This window comes from Salidesulfovibrio onnuriiensis, assembly GCF_008001235.1.
Classification (GTDB): domain Bacteria; phylum Desulfobacterota; class Desulfovibrionia; order Desulfovibrionales; family Desulfovibrionaceae; genus Pseudodesulfovibrio; species Pseudodesulfovibrio onnuriiensis.
Map to the genome: position 1 here is coordinate 3,375,769 of NZ_CP040751.1, position 18,539 is coordinate 3,394,307.

At 59.4% G+C, this 18,539-nt stretch carries 17 protein-coding genes; 11 read left to right on the forward strand and 6 right to left on the reverse strand.

Translation table 11 applies throughout. The features are described from left to right. The first annotated feature begins 277 nt into the window (after window positions 1-277). Both recA and alaS read left to right on the forward strand, forming a co-directional pair. Window positions 278-1,339, forward strand: a complete 1,062-nt coding sequence (gene recA / locus FGL65_RS15560; protein ID WP_147822179.1) for a recombinase RecA — start codon at window positions 278-280, stop codon at window positions 1,337-1,339. Between the two features lie 89 nt (window positions 1,340-1,428). Continuing rightward, window positions 1,429-4,068, forward strand: coding sequence for an alanine--tRNA ligase (alaS, locus tag FGL65_RS15565; protein WP_147822180.1), 2,640 nt, complete (start codon window positions 1,429-1,431; stop codon window positions 4,066-4,068). Window positions 4,069-4,151: 83 nt separating this feature from the next. On the opposite strand, the gene FGL65_RS15570 is transcribed toward alaS, so the two are convergent. Together FGL65_RS15570 and FGL65_RS15575 are read right to left on the reverse strand one after the other, a co-directional pair. After that, complete coding sequence (locus tag FGL65_RS15570; protein WP_147822181.1) at window positions 4,152-5,258, reverse strand: sulfotransferase family protein; 1,107 nt, start codon at window positions 5,256-5,258, stop codon at window positions 4,152-4,154. A gap of 520 nt (window positions 5,259-5,778) precedes the next feature. Further along, window positions 5,779-6,831, reverse strand: a complete 1,053-nt coding sequence (locus FGL65_RS15575) for an acyltransferase family protein (protein ID WP_250645514.1) — start codon at window positions 6,829-6,831, stop codon at window positions 5,779-5,781. Between the two features lie 412 nt (window positions 6,832-7,243). Here FGL65_RS15575 and rplM point away from each other — a divergent pair, with 412 nt between their 5' ends. The 5 genes from rplM (at window position 7,244) to FGL65_RS15600 (ending at window position 11,596) form a co-directional block, all read left to right on the forward strand. Continuing rightward, window positions 7,244-7,672, forward strand: coding sequence for a 50S ribosomal protein L13 (gene rplM / locus FGL65_RS15580; RefSeq protein WP_147822182.1), 429 nt, complete (start codon window positions 7,244-7,246; stop codon window positions 7,670-7,672). Between the two features lie 12 nt (window positions 7,673-7,684). Further along, a complete protein-coding gene (gene rpsI / locus FGL65_RS15585; protein WP_147822183.1) occupies window positions 7,685-8,074 on the forward strand; it encodes a 30S ribosomal protein S9 in 390 nt (129 codons plus the stop codon). 185 nt (window positions 8,075-8,259) lie between these two features. After that, window positions 8,260-9,522, forward strand: coding sequence for a radical SAM family protein (locus FGL65_RS15590; protein WP_147822184.1), 1,263 nt, complete (start codon window positions 8,260-8,262; stop codon window positions 9,520-9,522). Window positions 9,523-9,816: 294 nt separating this feature from the next. Further along, on the forward strand, window positions 9,817-10,593 hold the full coding sequence (locus FGL65_RS15595) for a DUF169 domain-containing protein (protein ID WP_147822185.1): 777 nt from the start codon (window positions 9,817-9,819) through the stop codon (window positions 10,591-10,593). Between the two features lie 253 nt (window positions 10,594-10,846). After that, a complete protein-coding gene (locus tag FGL65_RS15600) occupies window positions 10,847-11,596 on the forward strand; it encodes an EF-hand domain-containing protein (protein ID WP_187170413.1) in 750 nt (249 codons plus the stop codon). A gap of 206 nt (window positions 11,597-11,802) precedes the next feature. On the opposite strand, the gene FGL65_RS15605 is transcribed toward FGL65_RS15600, so the two are convergent. Then, window positions 11,803-12,975: an iron-containing alcohol dehydrogenase gene (locus FGL65_RS15605; RefSeq protein WP_147822187.1), complete on the reverse strand. Its 1,173-nt coding sequence runs from the start codon at window positions 12,973-12,975 to the stop codon at window positions 11,803-11,805. Between the two features lie 180 nt (window positions 12,976-13,155). Here FGL65_RS15605 and FGL65_RS15610 point away from each other — a divergent pair, with 180 nt between their 5' ends. From FGL65_RS15610 to FGL65_RS15620, 3 genes are all read left to right on the forward strand, one after another. After that, window positions 13,156-14,052 (forward strand): AraC family transcriptional regulator, encoded by an 897-nt coding sequence (locus FGL65_RS15610; RefSeq protein WP_147822188.1) that lies wholly within the window; start codon window positions 13,156-13,158, stop codon window positions 14,050-14,052. Between the two features lie 71 nt (window positions 14,053-14,123). After that, window positions 14,124-14,453 carry an ArsR/SmtB family transcription factor gene (locus FGL65_RS15615; protein WP_147822189.1) on the forward strand — a complete coding sequence of 110 codons (330 nt, stop codon included), beginning with the start codon at window positions 14,124-14,126 and terminating at the stop codon, window positions 14,451-14,453. Between the two features lie 59 nt (window positions 14,454-14,512). Beyond that, window positions 14,513-15,082 carry a flavodoxin family protein gene (locus FGL65_RS15620; RefSeq protein WP_147822190.1) on the forward strand — a complete coding sequence of 190 codons (570 nt, stop codon included), beginning with the start codon at window positions 14,513-14,515 and terminating at the stop codon, window positions 15,080-15,082. Here FGL65_RS15620 and FGL65_RS15625 read toward each other — a convergent pair. From FGL65_RS15625 to FGL65_RS15635, 3 genes are all read right to left on the reverse strand, one after another. Continuing rightward, the gene (locus FGL65_RS15625) at window positions 15,079-15,945 is read right to left on the reverse strand and encodes a mechanosensitive ion channel family protein (RefSeq protein ID WP_147822191.1); all 867 of its coding nucleotides are present in this window, start codon (window positions 15,943-15,945) and stop codon (window positions 15,079-15,081) included. The genes FGL65_RS15620 and FGL65_RS15625 overlap by 4 nt on opposite strands. A gap of 9 nt (window positions 15,946-15,954) precedes the next feature. Further along, window positions 15,955-17,013, reverse strand: coding sequence for a phosphoribosylformylglycinamidine cyclo-ligase (gene purM / locus FGL65_RS15630; protein ID WP_147822192.1), 1,059 nt, complete (start codon window positions 17,011-17,013; stop codon window positions 15,955-15,957). A gap of 184 nt (window positions 17,014-17,197) precedes the next feature. Next, the gene (locus tag FGL65_RS15635; RefSeq protein WP_187170414.1) at window positions 17,198-17,944 is read right to left on the reverse strand and encodes a substrate-binding periplasmic protein; all 747 of its coding nucleotides are present in this window, start codon (window positions 17,942-17,944) and stop codon (window positions 17,198-17,200) included. Between the two features lie 209 nt (window positions 17,945-18,153). Here FGL65_RS15635 and FGL65_RS15640 point away from each other — a divergent pair, with 209 nt between their 5' ends. Next, complete coding sequence (locus tag FGL65_RS15640) at window positions 18,154-18,531, forward strand: hypothetical protein (RefSeq protein ID WP_147822194.1); 378 nt, start codon at window positions 18,154-18,156, stop codon at window positions 18,529-18,531. Window positions 18,532-18,539: the final 8 nt, after the last annotated feature.

Genomic DNA, 18,539 nt, shown 5'->3' on the forward strand with positions numbered 1-18,539 from the left:
TTGGCGATATTCACGTCCACTCAACAACTCCCCACTCATATTCAGGCCGGCGAGAAGGGTGCAGATACGCGGAGTATAAAAAATCAGACCCGACGTACATTAAGCATACACAAGGGGCTGTGCTTTATTGAAACGACACCGCAATCAAGCCCTTCCCGCCGGCCCGACGCCCCTAATGGTTGTTGCCCACCATAGAATGATCTGCTATCGAGTGGAGTTGCTCATATTGTCGTTGTCAAAACCCGGCTGATCCGCCGGTTCCCCCGAAGGAGAAAACATGGCCAGGAAAACTTCAAGCCCTGAAGACCTGCGCAAGGAAGCACTCGGCACCGCCATCACCACCATCGAACGCAAGTTCGGGAAGGGATCCATCATGCGCATGGACGATGCAGCGCTGACCTCGATCCCGGTCATCCCCACCGGTTCCATCGGCCTGGACATGGCCCTGGGCGTGGGCGGCATCCCGAAAGGCCGCGTCATCGAGGTGTACGGTCCCGAATCCTCCGGTAAGACAACACTTTCCCTGCATCTCGTTGCCGAGACGCAGAAGGCCGGCGGCACCGCCGCCTTCATCGACGCCGAGCACGCGCTGGATATGAACTACGCCAAGCGCCTCGGCGTGAACACAGAGGATCTGCTCATCTCCCAGCCCGACTACGGCGAGCAGGCCCTGGAAATCGCGGACCTGCTGGTGCGCTCCGGCGCCGTGGACATCGTGGTCGTGGACTCCGTGGCCGCGCTCATCCCGCAGGCCGAGCTGGAAGGCCAGATGGGAGAAACCCAGGTGGGCGGCCAGGCGCGCCTCATGTCGCACGCCCTGCGCAAGCTCACCGGCTCCATCCACAAGTCCAAATGCTCCGTGGTCTTCATCAACCAGATCCGCATGAAGATCGGCATGACCGGCTACGGCAACCCCGAAACCACCACCGGCGGTAACGCGCTCAAGTTCTACGCTTCCGTGCGCATGGACATCCGCCGCATCCAGACCCTCAAGGACAAGGACGAGTCCTACGGCATCCGCGCCCGCATCAGGGTCATCAAGAACAAGGTGGCCCCGCCCTTCCGCGAGGCGCTGGTGGACATCCTCTACGGCACCGGCATGTCGCGCGAAGGCGAGCTGCTGGACATGGGCGTGGAGATGGGCGTGGTGGACAAGTCCGGCGCATGGTACGCCTTCGGGTCCGAGCGCCTGGGCCAGGGCAAGGAAAACGTACGGCAATACCTGCTTGAAAATCAGGATATTGCCGTACAGATAGAGGCAAAGCTGAAAGAACACCTCGGCATCAATCCTCCCGAGATCTCCGTTTCGGAGGACGCCGCAGAGGAAGTCGAGGCGTAACGATATTACCCGTCGAGGACGCCCCGGATTCGTCCGGGGCGTTTCGTCGTCTTGAAAGACCCATTTTTTTGTCAGAGAGAGTGAACCAAATGAAGGCCGCTGAAATTCGTAAACGTTTCCTGGAATATTTCAAAAAGAACGGACACGCCGAGGTGGAATCCTCGCCGCTGATCCCCAAGGACGACCCCACCCTGCTGTTCACCAACGCGGGCATGGTCCAGTTCAAGAAACTCTTCCTGGGGCAGGAAAAGCGCGACTACACCCGCGCCACCACCTCCCAGAAATGCCTGCGGGTCGGCGGCAAGCACAACGACCTGGAAAACGTGGGCCGCACGGCGCGCCACCACACCTTCTTCGAAATGCTGGGCAACTTTTCCTTCGGCGACTACTTCAAGGAAGACGCCATCAAGTTCTGCTGGCAGTTCCTGACCGAGGAAGTGGGCCTGGACAAGGATCGCCTCTACATTACCATATACAAGGACGACGACGAGGCCGGCGAGCTGTGGCAGAAGCTCTGCGGCATCCCGGCCGAGCGCATCTACCGCCTGGGCGAGAAGGACAACTTCTGGTCCATGGGCGACACCGGCCCCTGCGGCCCCTGCTCCGAAGTCCACTTCGACCAGGGCGAGCACATGTGCTGCGGCCCGGACTGCGGCATCGGCAAGTGCGACTGCGACCGCTACCTGGAAATCTGGAACCTCGTGTTCATGCAGTACGACCAGGCCGAGGACGGCACCCGCACCAACCTGCCCCGCCCGTCCATCGACACGGGCATGGGCCTGGAGCGCATCGCGGCCGTGTGCCAGGGCGTCAATTCCAACTATGACACCGACCTGTTCCAGTCCATCATCGGCTACACCGCCGAGCTGGCGGGCGTCGAATACGGCAAGGACGAGGACATCGACACGGCCCTGCGCGTCATCGCGGACCACAGCCGAGCCATCGCCTTCCTGATCCCGGACCAGGTGCTGCCCTCCAACGAGGGCCGGGGCTACGTGCTGCGCCGCCTCATCCGCCGCGCCTACCGCTTCGGCAAGCTCATGGGCATGGAGGACGCCTTCCTGTACAAGACCGCCTCCAAGGTCTGCGACGACATGGGCGGCCACTATCCGGAGCTCAACAGGCACCGCGACTTCATGGTCAAGGTGGTCACCGAGGAGGAGGAACGCTTTGCCAAGACCCTGGACAAGGGCCTGGCCATGCTCGAAGAACAGCTGGAAGCCCTCAAGAAGGCCAAGGCCGCGCTGGTTCCCGGCGACGTGACCTTCCAGCTCTACGACACCTTCGGCTTCCCCATCGACATCGTGCGCGACGTGGCTGAAAAGCACGGCCTGGGCGTGGACGAGCCCGGCTTCGACAAGCTCATGGCCGAGCAGAAGGAACGTTCCAAGGCCGCCTGGAAAGGCTCCGGCGAAAAGGACGTGGCCTCCACCTTCCAGGTGCTGCTCGAGGAATCCATGACCTCCGTATTTACCGGCTACGAAACCCTGACCGACGACTCCACGGTCACCGCCCTGCTGGACGCGAAAGGCAACCGTGTTGATTCGCTCTCCGAGGGCGACAACGGCTGGCTGGTGGCCCAGGCCACCCCGTTCTACGGCGAGTCCGGCGGCCAGCTGGGCGATATCGGCCTCATCGAAACCCCGGCGGGCACCGCCGAGGTGGCCGACACGCTCAAGCCCGCTCCGGGTCTGACCGGCCACAAGATTTCCGTGACCGCCGGCTCCATCAAGGTGGGTGACACCGCCGGCCTCATGGTGGACTACGAAAACCGCGCCGCCTCCATGCGCAACCACACCGTGACGCACCTGCTGCACGCCGCGCTCAAGGAAGTGCTGGGCGACCACGCCAACCAGTCCGGCTCCCTGGTGGGCCCGGACCGTCTGCGGTTCGACTTCACCCACATCAAGGGGCTTTCCGACGAGGAGATCGCCCGCGTCGAGGAGCTGGTCAACAAGGCCATCCTCGACAACCACGAGGTGGTGCGCGAGGTCATGAGCATTGACGCGGCCCGCGCCAAGGGCGCAACCGCCCTGTTCGGCGAAAAGTACGGCGACGAGGTCTGCGTGGTGGAAGTGCCCGGCGTTTCCATGGAACTGTGCGGCGGCACGCACCTGAAAACCACAGGCCAGGCCGGTTCCTTCGTGATCGTTTCCGAGGCGGGCGTCGCTTCCGGCATCCGCCGCATCGAGGCCGCCACCGGCTGGAACGCGCTGCGGTACATGAACGAGCGCCGCGCCGCCGTGGCCGAGACCGGCAAACTGCTCAAGGCCCAGCCCGAAACCCTGGCCGCCAAGGTCAAGGACCTCCAGAAGCAGGTCAAGGACATGCAGAAGGAGATGGAAAAGCTCCAGGCCAAGATGGCTTCGGGCGCGGGCAAGGACCTCATGAGCGAGGCCGAGGAGATAGGCGGCGTCAAGGTGCTGGCCACCAGCATCGAGGCCCCGAACATGAAGATCATGCTCGACCAGATGGACAACCTGCGTTCGCGCATGGAGTCCGGCATCATCTGCCTGGTGGCGGGGCACGAGGACGGCAAGGTGTCCGTTGCCCTGGCCGTGACCAAGGACCTGCAGGACAGGTTCAAGGCCGGTGAGCTGATCCGGCCCGTGGCCGCCGAGGTGGGCGGTTCCGGCGGCGGTCGCCCGGACCTGGCACGCGCCGGCGGTTCGGATGCCTCCGGCATCGACAAGGCTGTCGCCAAGGTGAAAGAGCTTATCGCCGGCTAATTACAAACTTGCACTGAAACGAAAAACGCCCAGCAGGATTGTTCCTGCTGGGCGTTTTATCAACTCAAGTACGCCATCACAGATTAATGATACCCATACTCCTTGAGATCATAGCCGATTTTTGAGGATAACTCACGGTTATCTTCGGCGTGAACCTTCATGATTTCCCGAGACATCTCCTCTGTCAAAATCGGCACCTTCACTTTGACCACTTTGTCGACAAGAAGCAGGATCTTTTCGAGCGATAACGTGGAAAAGAATTTTTCAAATGTCGACCACCACTTTGAAAGCAGGTAATCCTTATTAAAGACCCTGCACCGCAAAAAATTACGCCCAAAGCCCTCGTTGACAACTTGCCCATGAGTTGCCTTCCACTGATCACGATACTTGACCCGCCTGCAACGGCAAAACTTGGCCGGAGGCGTTTCCAACGGTTTTTCAGGGCTGGGAATAAACCCGAGTGAATTGTAAGGACGGATAAGAAACCTGTTAACCACCCGCATAAAATAGATCCAACCGTTTGATACGGACGGGTTGATCACCTTATACCGGGGGGGATAATAGGGCTCTAATTCAAAAAACTCATATATTTCATTCAAAAATTTTTCTTTATCCCTCAGAAATAATTCAAAGGGAATGACTTTGACATTCTCGGCGCCGAACTGCGAATGGTAGAGATTCACCAAATTAAGAATCGAAATCTGGTCGACCTGTATGTTGGGAAAAGCCCTTGAGCGCCACGGGAGAAACCGTCCCTTCCTATAATTGATGAACGACCTGAACGACATTGAATACCCATAGGAAATCATCTGCTTATACAGGGATTCAAGCCACTTGTCCTGCCGTCTGACGACGATAAGTATCTTTCCATTGGGAAATAGCGTATGCAGAGCCTCTGCTATGCTTTTCTTGTCTCTGAAATCCGCATTAACATGCCCTTCAAACCATTCTTCCGATACAAGGACACTCTCTTCATCAATTTGGCTAATATATTTATTAACTTTCTGCCTCAATTCTTCTATATCAAAATTATGAAAGCATTCGTTAATGATTGTTAACGATGCAGATTTTATAGGATTTTGTCCTTCTCGAGCATTTTTGCAATTCGAGATATACGGAAAAACTCTGGATTGCAAAAAAGACGACAGAGCCTTTCCCATGCCAACATGGATAACTACATTCTTTCCCATAACACCTATACACCAATAGAGTAATCCGAAAAGCAGTCTATTCCTATACCCTTTTTTTTCCATAACTCAAGTCGTGCACAACTAATGCACATAAACATCCAATCACCTTGATAGAGATGACGGAAACGCAATAAGAAAAGTTACTATTTATATACGAATAGGAGAGGAAAAGGTCACCAAGCACAGAGAAAAACGAAAAATTAAATAACATATTTCTGCAATTTCAAATAGATAGCCGCAAGACTTCGGCGTAAGTCTTAACGTCCATAAGTTCATAACAATCACCAAATGATCGAAATAGCCGTGAAGAACTACTTGCTTAGCCCTTTTCTAAAACAAATTTGCCCCAAAACAAGCCGAAGTTCGATCACTGGGAAGGCATTAAATAAAATTCAGTCGCCTTCAGAGCGACCCCTGAAAACGACTGATTACTTTCAACCAATTATTGTCTGCGCGTCAGCGCACCCGCCAGACATGGCGAACGCACCCTCCCCGCACCATTACTATATATACTAACAAACTACGACACGACCCGAACCGGCGCAGCCGCCCACCTTCCCCCAATCCTCTTCTTGAGCAGCGCCACGCCCGGCTCGAACAAACAATGCACCAGCACGGCCAGCGCCAGGGACACGAGCAGTATCCCGACGCCCAAAGGCTCCTCGAAGTTCGCCTCGAACACGGCGATGACGCTGAAATGCACCAGATAGAACGGGTAGCTGATCTTGCCCACAAGCCGGTCCCAGCTGAACCGCCGGAACCAGCGGAAGATGAACGGCATGGTCAGAAGGGTCGCGCCGGGCAGGAAGAACGGCTCGATGGCGTCCGGCACCTCGTCGGCGACAATGACCATGCACACCAGCAGCGCAAAGGCCAGCAGATCATAAAAACGCGCCCGCCCAGGCAGCCGCCTGTGTAGCCTATAAGCCAGAATCCCCAGCCCGAAGAGCCAGAACTCCAGCGGGAAGAACCGCCGCAGGATGGATACCTCGTTGCCGCCCAGGGCGATGACCACGAGCTTCAGGCACAGGCTGGCCCCCACCAGACAGAGCAACTGCCTGCTGCGCAGCCGCACCAGGAACGGGGCCAGCGCATAAAAGCACAGCTCCAGCGAAAGGGACCAGGCCTGCGGCAGCAACGCCATGGACCACAACGCCCCGTGACTGTGGGCGACCATTCCGAGCCCGCCGCCCGTTGCCGGGGCCAGGCAGAACAGGAACTCCTGGCCCACAAGACAGAGCGAGGTCCAGGCCATGACCGCGAAACCGGCCGGATCGACCAGCACGGCGTGCAGCTTGGCCGAGGCCACCATGGGATGGATGCCCAGGGACACGAACAACCCCGCGCTCAGAAGCAGCGCGAACACGTACATGGGATACAGCGTCAGGAACCGGCTGAGATAGAAATGCCCCCTGGACCGGTAGGTCTGGTCCAGGATCAGGGCCATGTAGAAGCCGGAAATGGCGAAAAAGGCCAGGACAGCCTCGTGCCCGTCCACGACCATCAGATCCTCGTGGATGGGAAAGTGCGAATGCAACACGGCAACAGCCAGTAAAAGCCGAATGATACCCACTGCATACACTCCGCCGCACGGCATGGCCGGCGCTCTTGAATTGTATGAGACCCTCATGCCCCGGAACGGGGGACAGCACAATATACGCGCTCTGCAAACTCCTTTGCAACGGGAAAAACATGGCCCGGCAACCCGGACCGGGAACGGGCCCTGTTAGAAAAGTGAAAAATACGGCAAAAAAAACTTTATTTTTCTTTCCAACCGCGTTATCAAACCCGCCCGGACCAAAAGTCTGGAAGTATATTTCTTTCGATGAAGCGGCGCCCTACGGCCCTTTGCGCAGCCGGACATCCCCGTCCCAACCCGTTCCTGGCTACGCCGAGGCAGCTCGTGACAGCTGCGACATCGCTTGACATGTGTGGACATTGCCCGTAAATGTCCCGTTCCAAGTTTGTGCAAGGAGCATTTTATTATGAAGACATATAGCCCGACTCCCGAAGACGTCCGTCAGGACTGGTACGTCGTGGACGCAACTGACAAGGTTCTCGGCCGCCTGGCCACCGAGATCGCCAACACCCTGCGCGGCAAGAACAAGCCGGAGTACTCCCATCACATAGATATGGGCGACTTCGTGGTTGTCATCAACGCCGACAAGATCAAGGTGACCGGCGACAAGCTGAACCAGAAGATGTATTACAAGCACACCGGTTTCCCCGGTGGCATCAAGTCCAAGTCTCTGGGCGAGATGCTGGAGAAGAAGCCCGAGCTGGTGATCACCACCGCAGTCAAGGGCATGCTTCCCAAGAACCGCCTGGCACGCAAGCAGATCAAAAAGCTGAAAGTGTACGCTGGTTCCGAGCATCCTCACGCTTCCCAGCAGCCCAAAACCTTGGAATTTTAAGGGGAAGAAACGATGAGCGATTTCAACTACGGTACCGGTAAAAGGAAGAACGGCATCGCCCGTACCCGTCTGTACGCTGGCTCCGGTCAGATCACCATCAACGGTCGCCCGTATGATGAGTACTTTCCGCGCAAGACCCTGCAGATGATCATCCAGCAGCCGCTGAAGATGACCAAGACCATCGACAAGCTCGACGTCAAGGTCACCTGCTCCGGCGGCGGTGTGGCAGGACAGGCCCAGGCCGTCCGTCACGGCATTGCCCGCGCCCTGTGCGAGTACGATCCGGAACTGCGCTCCGTGCTGAAGAAAGCCGGATTCCTGACCCGCGACGCTCGTAAGAAAGAACGTAAGAAGTACGGCCTGCGTGGTGCACGCGCCAGCTTCCAGTTCTCCAAGCGTTAAGCCGAGCGAAAGCTGCCATACGACTCTACAAGGTCGGTGCCTTCGGGCGCCGACCTTTTGTCGTTGTCCGCGCCATACAGTCCGCAACCGGGGTTTCGGGCGGGGATTTTCATCTACCGTGACGGGAATATTATATTTTATCAGCACTTCTTGCCACCGGTGGGCATTATCCCTATAGTCCGGCCATGGCTACGAAAAAGAAACCGCAACCACGACTGCTCTTTTCCGACGAACAAGGCCAGATATACGATCACCCCGACCTGCTGCTCATGGTGCGCAGGGGCTCGGAGTTCGGCCTTCCCCGTCCCGATGAAATCATGCCGCTCCCCGAGGAGAGCGAATTCTTCATGCTCCCGGGCCGCCACGCCGTCGGCTACAACGAAAAAGCCGGCCAGGTGGAGGTCATGGAAGAACTGGCCGTGGCCGCATTCGCCTGTCCGGGCCATACGGTCACCGGCGTCTCGGCCTATGAATCCGACCCCGACGCCCGGCCCCTGCCCCTGCTCTCCTACGCCGCCATAGGCTACGCCGAGGGCAAGTTCTGGGTCTGCGCCAAGAAGGTGGACTCGGACAAGCGCCAGGTGTTCAAGAATATTTCCCCGGACCGCATCGAAGCGGGCGCGCACCAGCTTATGCAGGAAATGCCGGGCAACCGCCTGGTCAACCACCTGGCTGGCTGCGCCCTGACCCATGGCTGTCCCGCAGCCAAGAACCTGGCCTTGGGCCGGTTCGAGTGTCCGCTGCCCACGGCCCGGACCTGCAACGCCCGTTGCGTGGGCTGCATTTCTGAGCAGCCCGAGGATTCCGGGTTCCCCTCTCCCCAGTGCCGCATCAGCTTCACGCCCTCGGCCCGGGAGATCGTGGACATCATGCGCCGCCACGAATCGCGCGAACGCCGTCCCATCTTCTCCTTCGGCCAGGGCTGCGAAGGCGAGCCCCTCACCGAGGTGGAGCTGCTGGTGGAGGCCATCAAGGCCTATCGCCACGAGGGCGGCACCGGCACCATCAACATCAACACCAACGGGTCCCGGCCCCCGGCCATGCCCGCGCTCAAGATCGCCGGAGCCAACTCCATCCGCGTCAGCCTGAACAGCGCGCGCAAGGAGCCCTACGAGGCCTACTACCGGCCCAAAGGCTACGTCTGGGAGGACGTGCGCGAAACCATCTGCAAGGCGCACGAGGTGGGCCTGCACGTCTCGCTCAACCTGCTCTACTTCCCGGGCGTCACCGACACCGAGGAAGAGCTGGAAGGGCTCATCAAGCTGGGCGAGGAGTGCCACTACGATTTCGTGCAACTCCGCAACCTGAACCTGGACCCGGAACTGTACCTCAAGCTCATGAAGCCGTTCGACTTCGGCCCCTGCATGGGCTTCATGAACTTCAAGAAGCGGCTCAAGAAGGCCCTGCCCTGGCTTGAGTACGGCTACTTCAACCCGTATCTCGGATAAGTCACAGGGGAGGCCATGGCCTCCCCTTTTCTTCCCCAGCCCCTTTTCCTGCGCCTTTTGGCGTGTACGGCGGCCAAACCGTAGCCATAATGAAGCAACATAGATTGAGAAAAATATCACAATCACGAACCGCCAATTCATGTTTTGGAACCCGACTCCACTTGTGAAAGTTATATTTTTCACAATCAAGGTCTTCACTACCCCCTTTCCGACACAGCTATTAGTGACTGCCCACTGTCGGCATGCAAACGATGATTCCCGGCCACAGAGGAAATATACCCAGGAGGACAAATCATGACTTACAAGGAAATGCAGGACGTGCTCATGAAGGAGCTGCGTCTGTATCACTACCCCGTCGCAGTCAAGTTTTTCTATGACCAGGCCGAGCTGGACGCCTTCCAGGCCGCAGCTCCCGAGATCCACACCCCGGTGAAGCCCATGACCTTCTGCCAGTGGGAAATCGCCGCGCGCATGCAGGGACAGATCGTCTTTTCCGACGTGAACGGCCTCGGCTGCGGCAACGCGAAATTCTGTTTCGGCTGGAAGGACCTGGACGAAAGCGAAATCAAGGGCCACCGCAAGTACACTCGCGACCAGGACCAGGCCGACCGCTTCGTGCGCACCAAGCCCCGCCTCAAGGAAGGGCTGCTGGGCGTGGTCACGGCCCCCCTGGGCGCCATCGACGGCCTGTTCGAGCCGGACACCGTCCATTTCTACTGCGACAACATGCAGGCCTACCACCTGGCCGTCGACTACATGGCCGCCACGGACACCCACCCCCTGCGTCCGAACATCACCATGAACTCCTCGGCCTGCGGCGGCAACGTCCATTCCTGGATGGACCAGGAATTCAACATGCTCCCGGCCTGCTCCGGCAGCTACAATGCGGGCAAGACCGAGCGCGGCGAGATCAACGTGATCATCCCGGGCAAGAAGTTCGGCGCCGTCATGGACAGACTCATGGACCGCATCAACGCCGCCAGCAGCTCCATCACCCGCCCCGGCGACGGATTCCCCGGCGCGGACATCTGCAAGAACTGTCCGCTCATCGTCTTCAAGAAAACCAAATAAGGGCCGGACGCCATCAGCGTCCCCCTCGGCAACAAATGAACGCCGCGTTCCCGGGAACGCGGCGTTTTTCCTGTTCTATCCGATCAACCACATCCTGCCGGCATCCCTCCATCTTTTTCGCACTGTCCTTCCTCGCCATTTATTTCCCGCCCAAAAATATCGTTTTAGGCGCAATCCTTGCTGGCTACCTACGGCGACTTATGTCCGGCAAATATTGCCGCCCTTTCAAACCTTCAACCCAAAGGAGAGCATGATGAGCATCTCTGCACTGGGCAGCTCAAGCACGGCCAGCACGTTCTTTCAGCTGCAGCAGAAGTCACGTTCCGGCAAAGGGGAAGGTCCAAGCTCAGACGACATCGCCGCATCGATCATCCAGAAGGACGATGCGGACGGCGACGGCCTGCTGAGTCTTGAGGAAACGCCTCTTGACGAGGAACGCTTCACCGCCATCGATACCGACGGCGACGGCTTCATCTCGGCGGAGGAACTGAGCGCCGACGCGCAGAAACGGCAGCAGGCCATGAACGAAATGTTCGGCCAGGTGAACATGAAGATGCAGGGCGTGGACCCCGCGGAAATGGCCGCCTCCATCGTCGAGCATGACGACACGGACGGCGACGGCGTGTTGAGTCTGAGCGAAACGCCCCTTGACGAGGAACGGTTCAATGCCATTGACGCGGACGGCGACGGCTTCATCACCACCGAGGAACTGAGCGCCGACATGGAGGAAAACATGGCCGAGGGCGCACCCGTCGTGGCCCAAGGTTCCGAACAGCTGGCGTCCGCAGCGTCCGGTGCCGCCTCCGAAAGCAGCGAGAGCGATGAGGACTACGACAAGTATGACCTGAACGAGGACGGCGTGGTCAGCATGGACGAACTGCTGCAGGCCTTCCGCAACGGCGACACCAGCCTGGGCCCCCTGCTTCAGGGAATGGGCAACGGCAGCCTCTCCGCCATGATGCAGCGCCAGGCCATGGAAGCCTATCAGCAGCAGATGCTGTAACTGAACCTCCACCTCCGGCTGGCAGGACTGCCTGCCCGGAATTCTAGGCCCATGTGGCCGCACTTTGCCAGACTGCACGCATCTCCCTCACGGAGGAGAGAGATGCCATTTTCCTTTCCCGCACCACGCCCACGGCCCGTTTCCGACCAAACAAAAAGGCCACGCCCGAAGGCATGACCTTGTTGTTCGATAATAAGGAGCCGACCCTAGCGAGAGGCTTCAAGCACCTGGAGGGAAACCTCCAGGTTCAGGTCGCCATGTTCCGAAAGCGCGGTCATGCCGTGCTTTTCCAGGGAGGCGATCACCGCGTCGAAGTGCTCCTCGGTGATGCCCAGGTCGGAAAGGCGGGTGCTCACGCCCAGGCTGTGGAAGAAGTCCTCGGTCCTGGCAATGGCCGCATCGATGCGCTCGTCGTCAGAGCCCTCGCGGATTCCCCAGACGCGCTCGGCGTATTGCAGGAGCTTTTCACGCTTCTGGCCCCTGCGCACGCGCCACATGCCCGGCAGCACCGCCGCCAGGGAGCGGCCGTGGTCCACCCCGTGCAGCGCGGTCAGCTCATGGCCGATCATGTGCACGGCCCAGTCCTGGGGGACGCCGGAACCGATCAGCCCGTTCAGGGCCATGGTGGCGCTCCAGACCAGGTTGGCGCGGGCGTCGTAATCCTGCGGATCGTCCTTGGTCCGGCGGCCCACCTCGATGAGCGTTTGCAAGATGCCTTCGGCGAACCGGTCCTGCAACCGCCCCTCCACCGGGAAGGTCACGTACTGCTCCACCACATGCACGAAGGTGTCCACGATGCCGTTGGCCACCTGGTTTTCAGGCAGGGTACAGGTCAGTTCCGGGTCCAGGATGGAGAACGTGGGGAACACCAGCGGACTCATGACCACCAGCTTGTCCTCGCCTTTGCTGATGACCGCGCCCATATTCATTTCCGACCCCGTGGCCGGAAGCGTGACCACGGTGCCCAGCGGAACGGCAGCCTGCGCGGGTACCCCGGCGAATCCGTAGGACAGGACCGCTTCCTCCCTGCCCTTGAATTCGTCGTTGGCCGACGCCAATGAAATGAACTTGGTGCCGTCCATGACCGAGCCGCCGCCCACGGCCAGGAGGAAGTCCACCTTTTCGGCGCGGACGATCTCCACGGCCTTCATGAGCGTGGCAAACTGGGGGTTGGGCTCGATGCCGCCGAACTCCAGCACGGTTCTGCCCGACCGGTCCAGTTCGGCCTTGACCCTGTCCAGCAGACCGGTTCGCCTGGCGCTGCCGCCGCCAAAGGTGATCAGCACGCGGGCGTCGGCCGGGACCAGGGTATCGAGTTCCCGGAGCTGGTCCTTGCCGAATACGATTCGGGTGGGGTTGTGAAAATTGAAATTGAACATATGCAACTCCTTGCGGTTGGTTCTGATTTTCGTGGGCCCACTATGGCGGAAGGCCGGGCCGCCATGAATACATGATTGCGCGGAAGGCTTGCCTAATCCTGCGAATATGCGGCCAGGGCTTTTCAGGGCAGGGAAATATGCTTAGGTAAACCTACGGATAAACAAAAACAGGTAAAGACCATGCTTGATACCCTTGTGAAGACCCTGGAGGGACTGGCCCCTACCCCCGGCTGCGCCAGCACTTTTCTCGACGACGTGATCCTGTTCCGGGCCGACTCCCCCTCTCCCCGGAAACCCCTCATCTATGACCAGTGCCTGTGCATCGCCGTGCAGGGCAAGAAAATCATCCACCTCTCGGAACGGTCCTTCACCTACGACCCCAGCCATTTCCTGGTGGTTCCCACCGTGGTGCCCATCGAGTGCGAAACCTTTGCCTCGCCCAAGAAGCCCTTCTTCGCCATCACCATCCTCATCGATTTCGCCACCGTCCAGGAGATCATCGGACAACTGGGAGATGCGTTCTCCGAGGCCAGCGCCTCCATGGCTCCCCAGCCCGGCGTGTACCTGGAGTCCCTCACCGACGACATCATCGAACCGCTCATCCGGCTGCTCAAAAGCCTGGGAACCGAAGGCGAGACAAAGGTGCTGGGCAAACAGATCCTGCGCGAAATCTACTACCGTGTGCTACTGGGAGGGCACGGGCATATCCTGGCCTCGGCCGCACGCGGAGAGACCGCCTACGCCCGCATCGCCACCTCGCTCAGAACCATCCACGAGAACTACGCCGAAACCCTGGACGTGCCCCAACTGGCCGAATCCGCCAACATGAGCGTGCGCTCCTTCCACGACCACTTCAAGGCCGTGACCCAGCACACGCCCGTGCAGTACCTCAAACGCATCCGCCTGGAAAAGGCGCGCCGGTTCATGGCCGGCCAGGGCCTTCAGGCAAGCGTCACCGCGCACATGGTGGGCTATGAAAGCTCCTCCCAATTCAGCAGGGAGTTCAAGCGCCACTTCGGCTATCCGCCCAGCGAGGCGCGTGCTCGCGACGACTCCCATACCTTTGCAAAAGTATAGGCAATACATGAAAAAACCGAATTGGCTACGGACATTTGACATTGCAACAGAAACCAATTAGAGTTCGAAACATGTCGAAGTTTGAGCAACCAGTGGATCCTCAGGAGCTGGAAGAAGCGGCCCGCATGTTCAAGGCGCTCTCCAACCCGCACCGCCTGCGCATTTTCAAGGAGCTATCCTCCTGCCTGGCCGGAAAGGTCATCAACGAGCCGCCCGAGGACATCCAGAACTGCCAGCGCAACTTCGCCGAGCACCTTGGTCTGGCGCCGTCCACTGTCTCCCACCACTTCAAGGAGCTCCGCAACGCCGGACTCATCCACATGAAACGCGAGGGCAAGAACGTGCTCTTCTGGGTGGATGAAAAGGCGGCCAAGGCCCTGCAGTCCCTTTTGGCGCTGTAATATATTTTTTAACCTTAAAGTTCGAAAGATTTCAAAGCCTAAACATCAAGGAGTCTACAATGAACGTCGTAACCATTCTGGGAAGTCCGAGGAAGAAGGGCAACTCCAGCTCCATCGCCAGGGCTTTTACCGAAACCGCGCAGGAACTGGGGGCGCAGACTCGTACCTATCATCTCAACAGCCTGGATTTCAGGGGCTGCCAGGGATGCTACGCCTGCAAGACGAAACAGGAAACCTGCATCCTCAAGGACGACCTCACGGAAGTGCTCCAGGCCATCCACGAGGCGGACGTGGTGGTCATGGCGTCGCCGGTCTACTACTGGGACGTCAGCGGCCAGTTCAAATCCTTTGTTGACCGCACCTATTCCTTTTTGCGGCCCGACTTCTTCAACCGCCCCGATCCCTGCCGCCTGCCCGCGGGCAAGAAGGGACTGCTCGTCCTCACCCAGGGAGCCGAGGCAAAGGAGCATCAGGACGTACCGCAAAAGTACGAACACTTCATGGAGTTTTATGGGATGACGGTCAGAAAGACCATTCGGGCCTCGGCCATCTACGAATCCGCCTCCGCCCAGGAAAGGGACTCCCATGTGCGGGAAGCCGAAGCACTGGCCCGGGAGTGGTGCGGCTAGTAGACGATTTCGAGGCCGTTGTCCTTGAAGTCCCGCAGGATGCGGGTCCAGATGTGGTTCTCGCTGTCCCGGCGGCGCTTGGGCCTGCACAGGTAGCGCAGGTTGAGCTTCACCCCGCCGTCGGCCACGCGGACATACACCTTGGGCGTGGTTTTCCTGTAGAACACGAATTCCGAGTCATCGTGCATTTCCGCGCTGGGCGGCGCGCCGTACTCGCCGTAGAAATCCTTCACGGCCACGGCGAGCAGCTCCTGGGCCCGTTCCCAGTCGGAATCCTTGTTCACCACCACGGAGATCTCATTCCAGATGTAGCCCACGCCCTTGGAATAGTTGGCCACGGGCGTGGTCAGCACCAAGCTGTTGGGAACGCGTACGGTCCGGCCCGTGCTCTGGTCCGCATCCACCCAGTTGCCCACTTCCACCAGGGTGAAGAAAAGCGGCCCCTTACGGGCCACGTCGCCCACGTAGTCGCCCACCTGGATACGGTCGCCGTGGGAAAACAGGTCGCGCCAGGCAATGACCCACATGGCCACGAAGTTGAGGATCAGTTCCTTGCAGACAATGGTCAGGGCTGCGGCCACCAGGCCCAGGTAGGTGACGAAGTTGGCAAAGCCGTCGAACCAGATCCGCACCACGGCAAAGGCCAGGATCAGATAGAACAGCATGGCCGTGACGCTGTGGGCGCTGTCCAGCAGACGGGCGTCGCTACGGCGGTGGATGAACTGAAGCACCAGCTTGCGGAGCAGCCACAGCAGAGCGAAAAGCGCTGCCGTGGAGAGCAGCTTCAGGGCCACCTCCGGGCTGGAGGTGGTCAGGGAGTGCCAGACGTCCTCAAGGATTTTCTCATAGCGCTTCAGCGTCATTCACTGTCCTCAGGAGAAATTGACCACAACCTGTTCGGTTCCGGGCTTGTGCTCCACGATACGGCCGATGTTCCAGGCCTCCTGGCCGAGTTCCTTCAGGCAGGAGAGTACCTCGCCCGCGTCCTTCTTGTCCACGGCCAGGATATAGCCGACGCCGCAGTTGAAGATCTGGAGCATTTCAGGCCAGGACAGCTCGCCCTGCTCGCGCAGCCACTCGAAGACCGGCAGCATGGGCCAGGAGCCGAAATCGAACTCGGCGGCCACGTTCTCGGGCAGGACGCGGGGCACGTTGTCGTAGAACCCGCCGCCCGTCACATGGACCATGCCCTTGATGTCGAACCGCTTCAGCAGCTCCAGCACCGGCTGCACGTAGATGCGCGTGGGCTGGATGAGCACTTCGGCCGCGGTACGGTCCGTGCCCGGGAAAATGTCGTCCTTTCCAAGGCCGGAAGCGTCGAAAATCTTGCGGATCAGGGAATAGCCGTTGGAATGCGGTCCGGTGGCGGCCAGGCCGATGAGCACGTCGCCTTCGCTGATGCGCTCGCCCGTGACCACCTTGGGGCTGTCCACCATGCCCACGCAGAAGCCGGAAAGGTCGTATTCACCGTCGGCATAGAAGCCGGGCATTTCGGCGGTTTCGCCGCCCAGCAGCGCGCACTTGGACTGCTTGCAGCCTTCCACCACGCCCTGGAGCACCTGCTCGGCCACGCCGGATTCCAGCTTGCCCGTGGCGAAATAGTCCAGGAAAAAGAGAGGGGCCGCGCCCTGCACCAGCACGTCGTTGACGCTCATGGCCACCAGGTCGATGCCGATGGTGTCGTGCTTGTCGAAGACAAAGGCCAGCTTGAGCTTGGTGCCCACGCCGTCCGCGCCGGCCACCAGCATGGGGGCCTCCATTCCCGCGACATCCGGCCGGAACAGACCGCCGAAGCCGCCGATTCCCGTGGCCACGCCGGGGGTGAAGGTGCTGGCCACCATGTTCTTGATGCGGCCGATGAAACGGTTGGCTTCCTCAATATCGACGCCTGCGGCGGTGTAGGCTTCGGAACGTTTTGCACTGTCGGTCATTTTCCTGCTCCATGGGCAATGTTCTGGGGATTGGGCTTTGGTTGGTGGGGTTATAGGCGGTTGTCGTCCCAAGTTCAAGGAATTGCTTAGGCGGCTCACTAATTGGGCTTCTGCCGTCTGCCGACAGGCGTTTCGCCAAGCGAAAAGGCGGCTTGCAAAGCCTTCCGGCAGGGGAAAAAAATCCTCAGCGACACAGGTAATCTTCGGCGAGTCGTTCATTCAGCCCTTCGGCGGCAAGGCGGGCAAAGGCGCGGCGCAGCTTTTCCACCAAAACGGGATCGGACTGCAGGCCGGTCGCCAGATAGTAGCCATCCTCCTTCAAGATGCAGCTGTAGGCCACAAACACGTCCTCCAGCTGTCCGGCCCTGATCATGTACTTGAGGCTATAGGGATTGATGGCGGCGAAATCCGCATGTTTTTCCTGAACCATCTTGGGGCACTGGTGCACGGCAAACCCCGACAGCTGATAGATGTTCTCCTCGGGGAAATTGAGCGACAGCAGCCACTCATGGGCCGCGTCATCCCTGATTACGCACGGCCGGGTCTTGTGCCGCAACTCCTCAAAGGGCAGCTGGGCCAGGTCGTCCCGGTCCCTGTGCCTGTAGAGGATGAGCTCCCGGTCAAAGAGTTTGCCGACCCAGGCATATTCGTCTTCGCGGCTCGGGGTGCGGGCCATGGTGTAGACGAAGGTGTTGGGCGACGACTTGATTTCCGCCATTGCACGCCGCCACTTGCAGAGGGAAATGGTGTATTCCACCCCGGCCAGCTGGAAGGCGGCCTCCACAACGGCGGTGGAAATGCCGCCGACCTTTCCGCCCTCCATGTAATTGAACGGCGGGAACTCTTCGGTGAAAATCCGCACCGGATCGCCGGCGTGAACCGGAAGGGCGCAACACAGCGTAACCAATATGAAGATCAGCGAACGTACCATCATGCACTCCTGCCTTGCTCGAAAACTCCCTTCCCTTCCTGACATAACAGCTTTTGCCCCCTTCCAGCAAACCAAAGGCATGATAATGTGGGCCTCTCGCAGCCAACACACCCGCCGTCCCCACTTATCCCGGCGCATTAATTGCATTGCCTAATGAGTCGCAGAGGCATATATGATTGAATGAACGCGCGAATATCCGGAGGAGCGCAATGAACCGTACTGCAAGCATTTTCTTCGCCATCCTGGCCGTTGCCCTTTTGACGCTCGGCACCGCCCAGGCCCAGGGCAAATTCAAAAACAAGGATACGGCCACCAACCGCCAGGACAGCACCTGGGGCACGTCCGACGGCCAATCCCCCACCGGTGACAGCGTGTTCGGCACGGACCCGGCCACGGGCGACTCGACCATGGAGGCCGACCCCGGACCCAAGAAGGAACCCGTGGACTGGTACGACAAGGTCATCATCACCGTGAATCCGAACGTGGACTACCCCTACAACAAGGACGGGGTGAGCACGACCACCACGACCACCTACAACAACGCCACGGACACCCAAACCACCAGCACCACGACCACAACCGACTAGACCGCCAG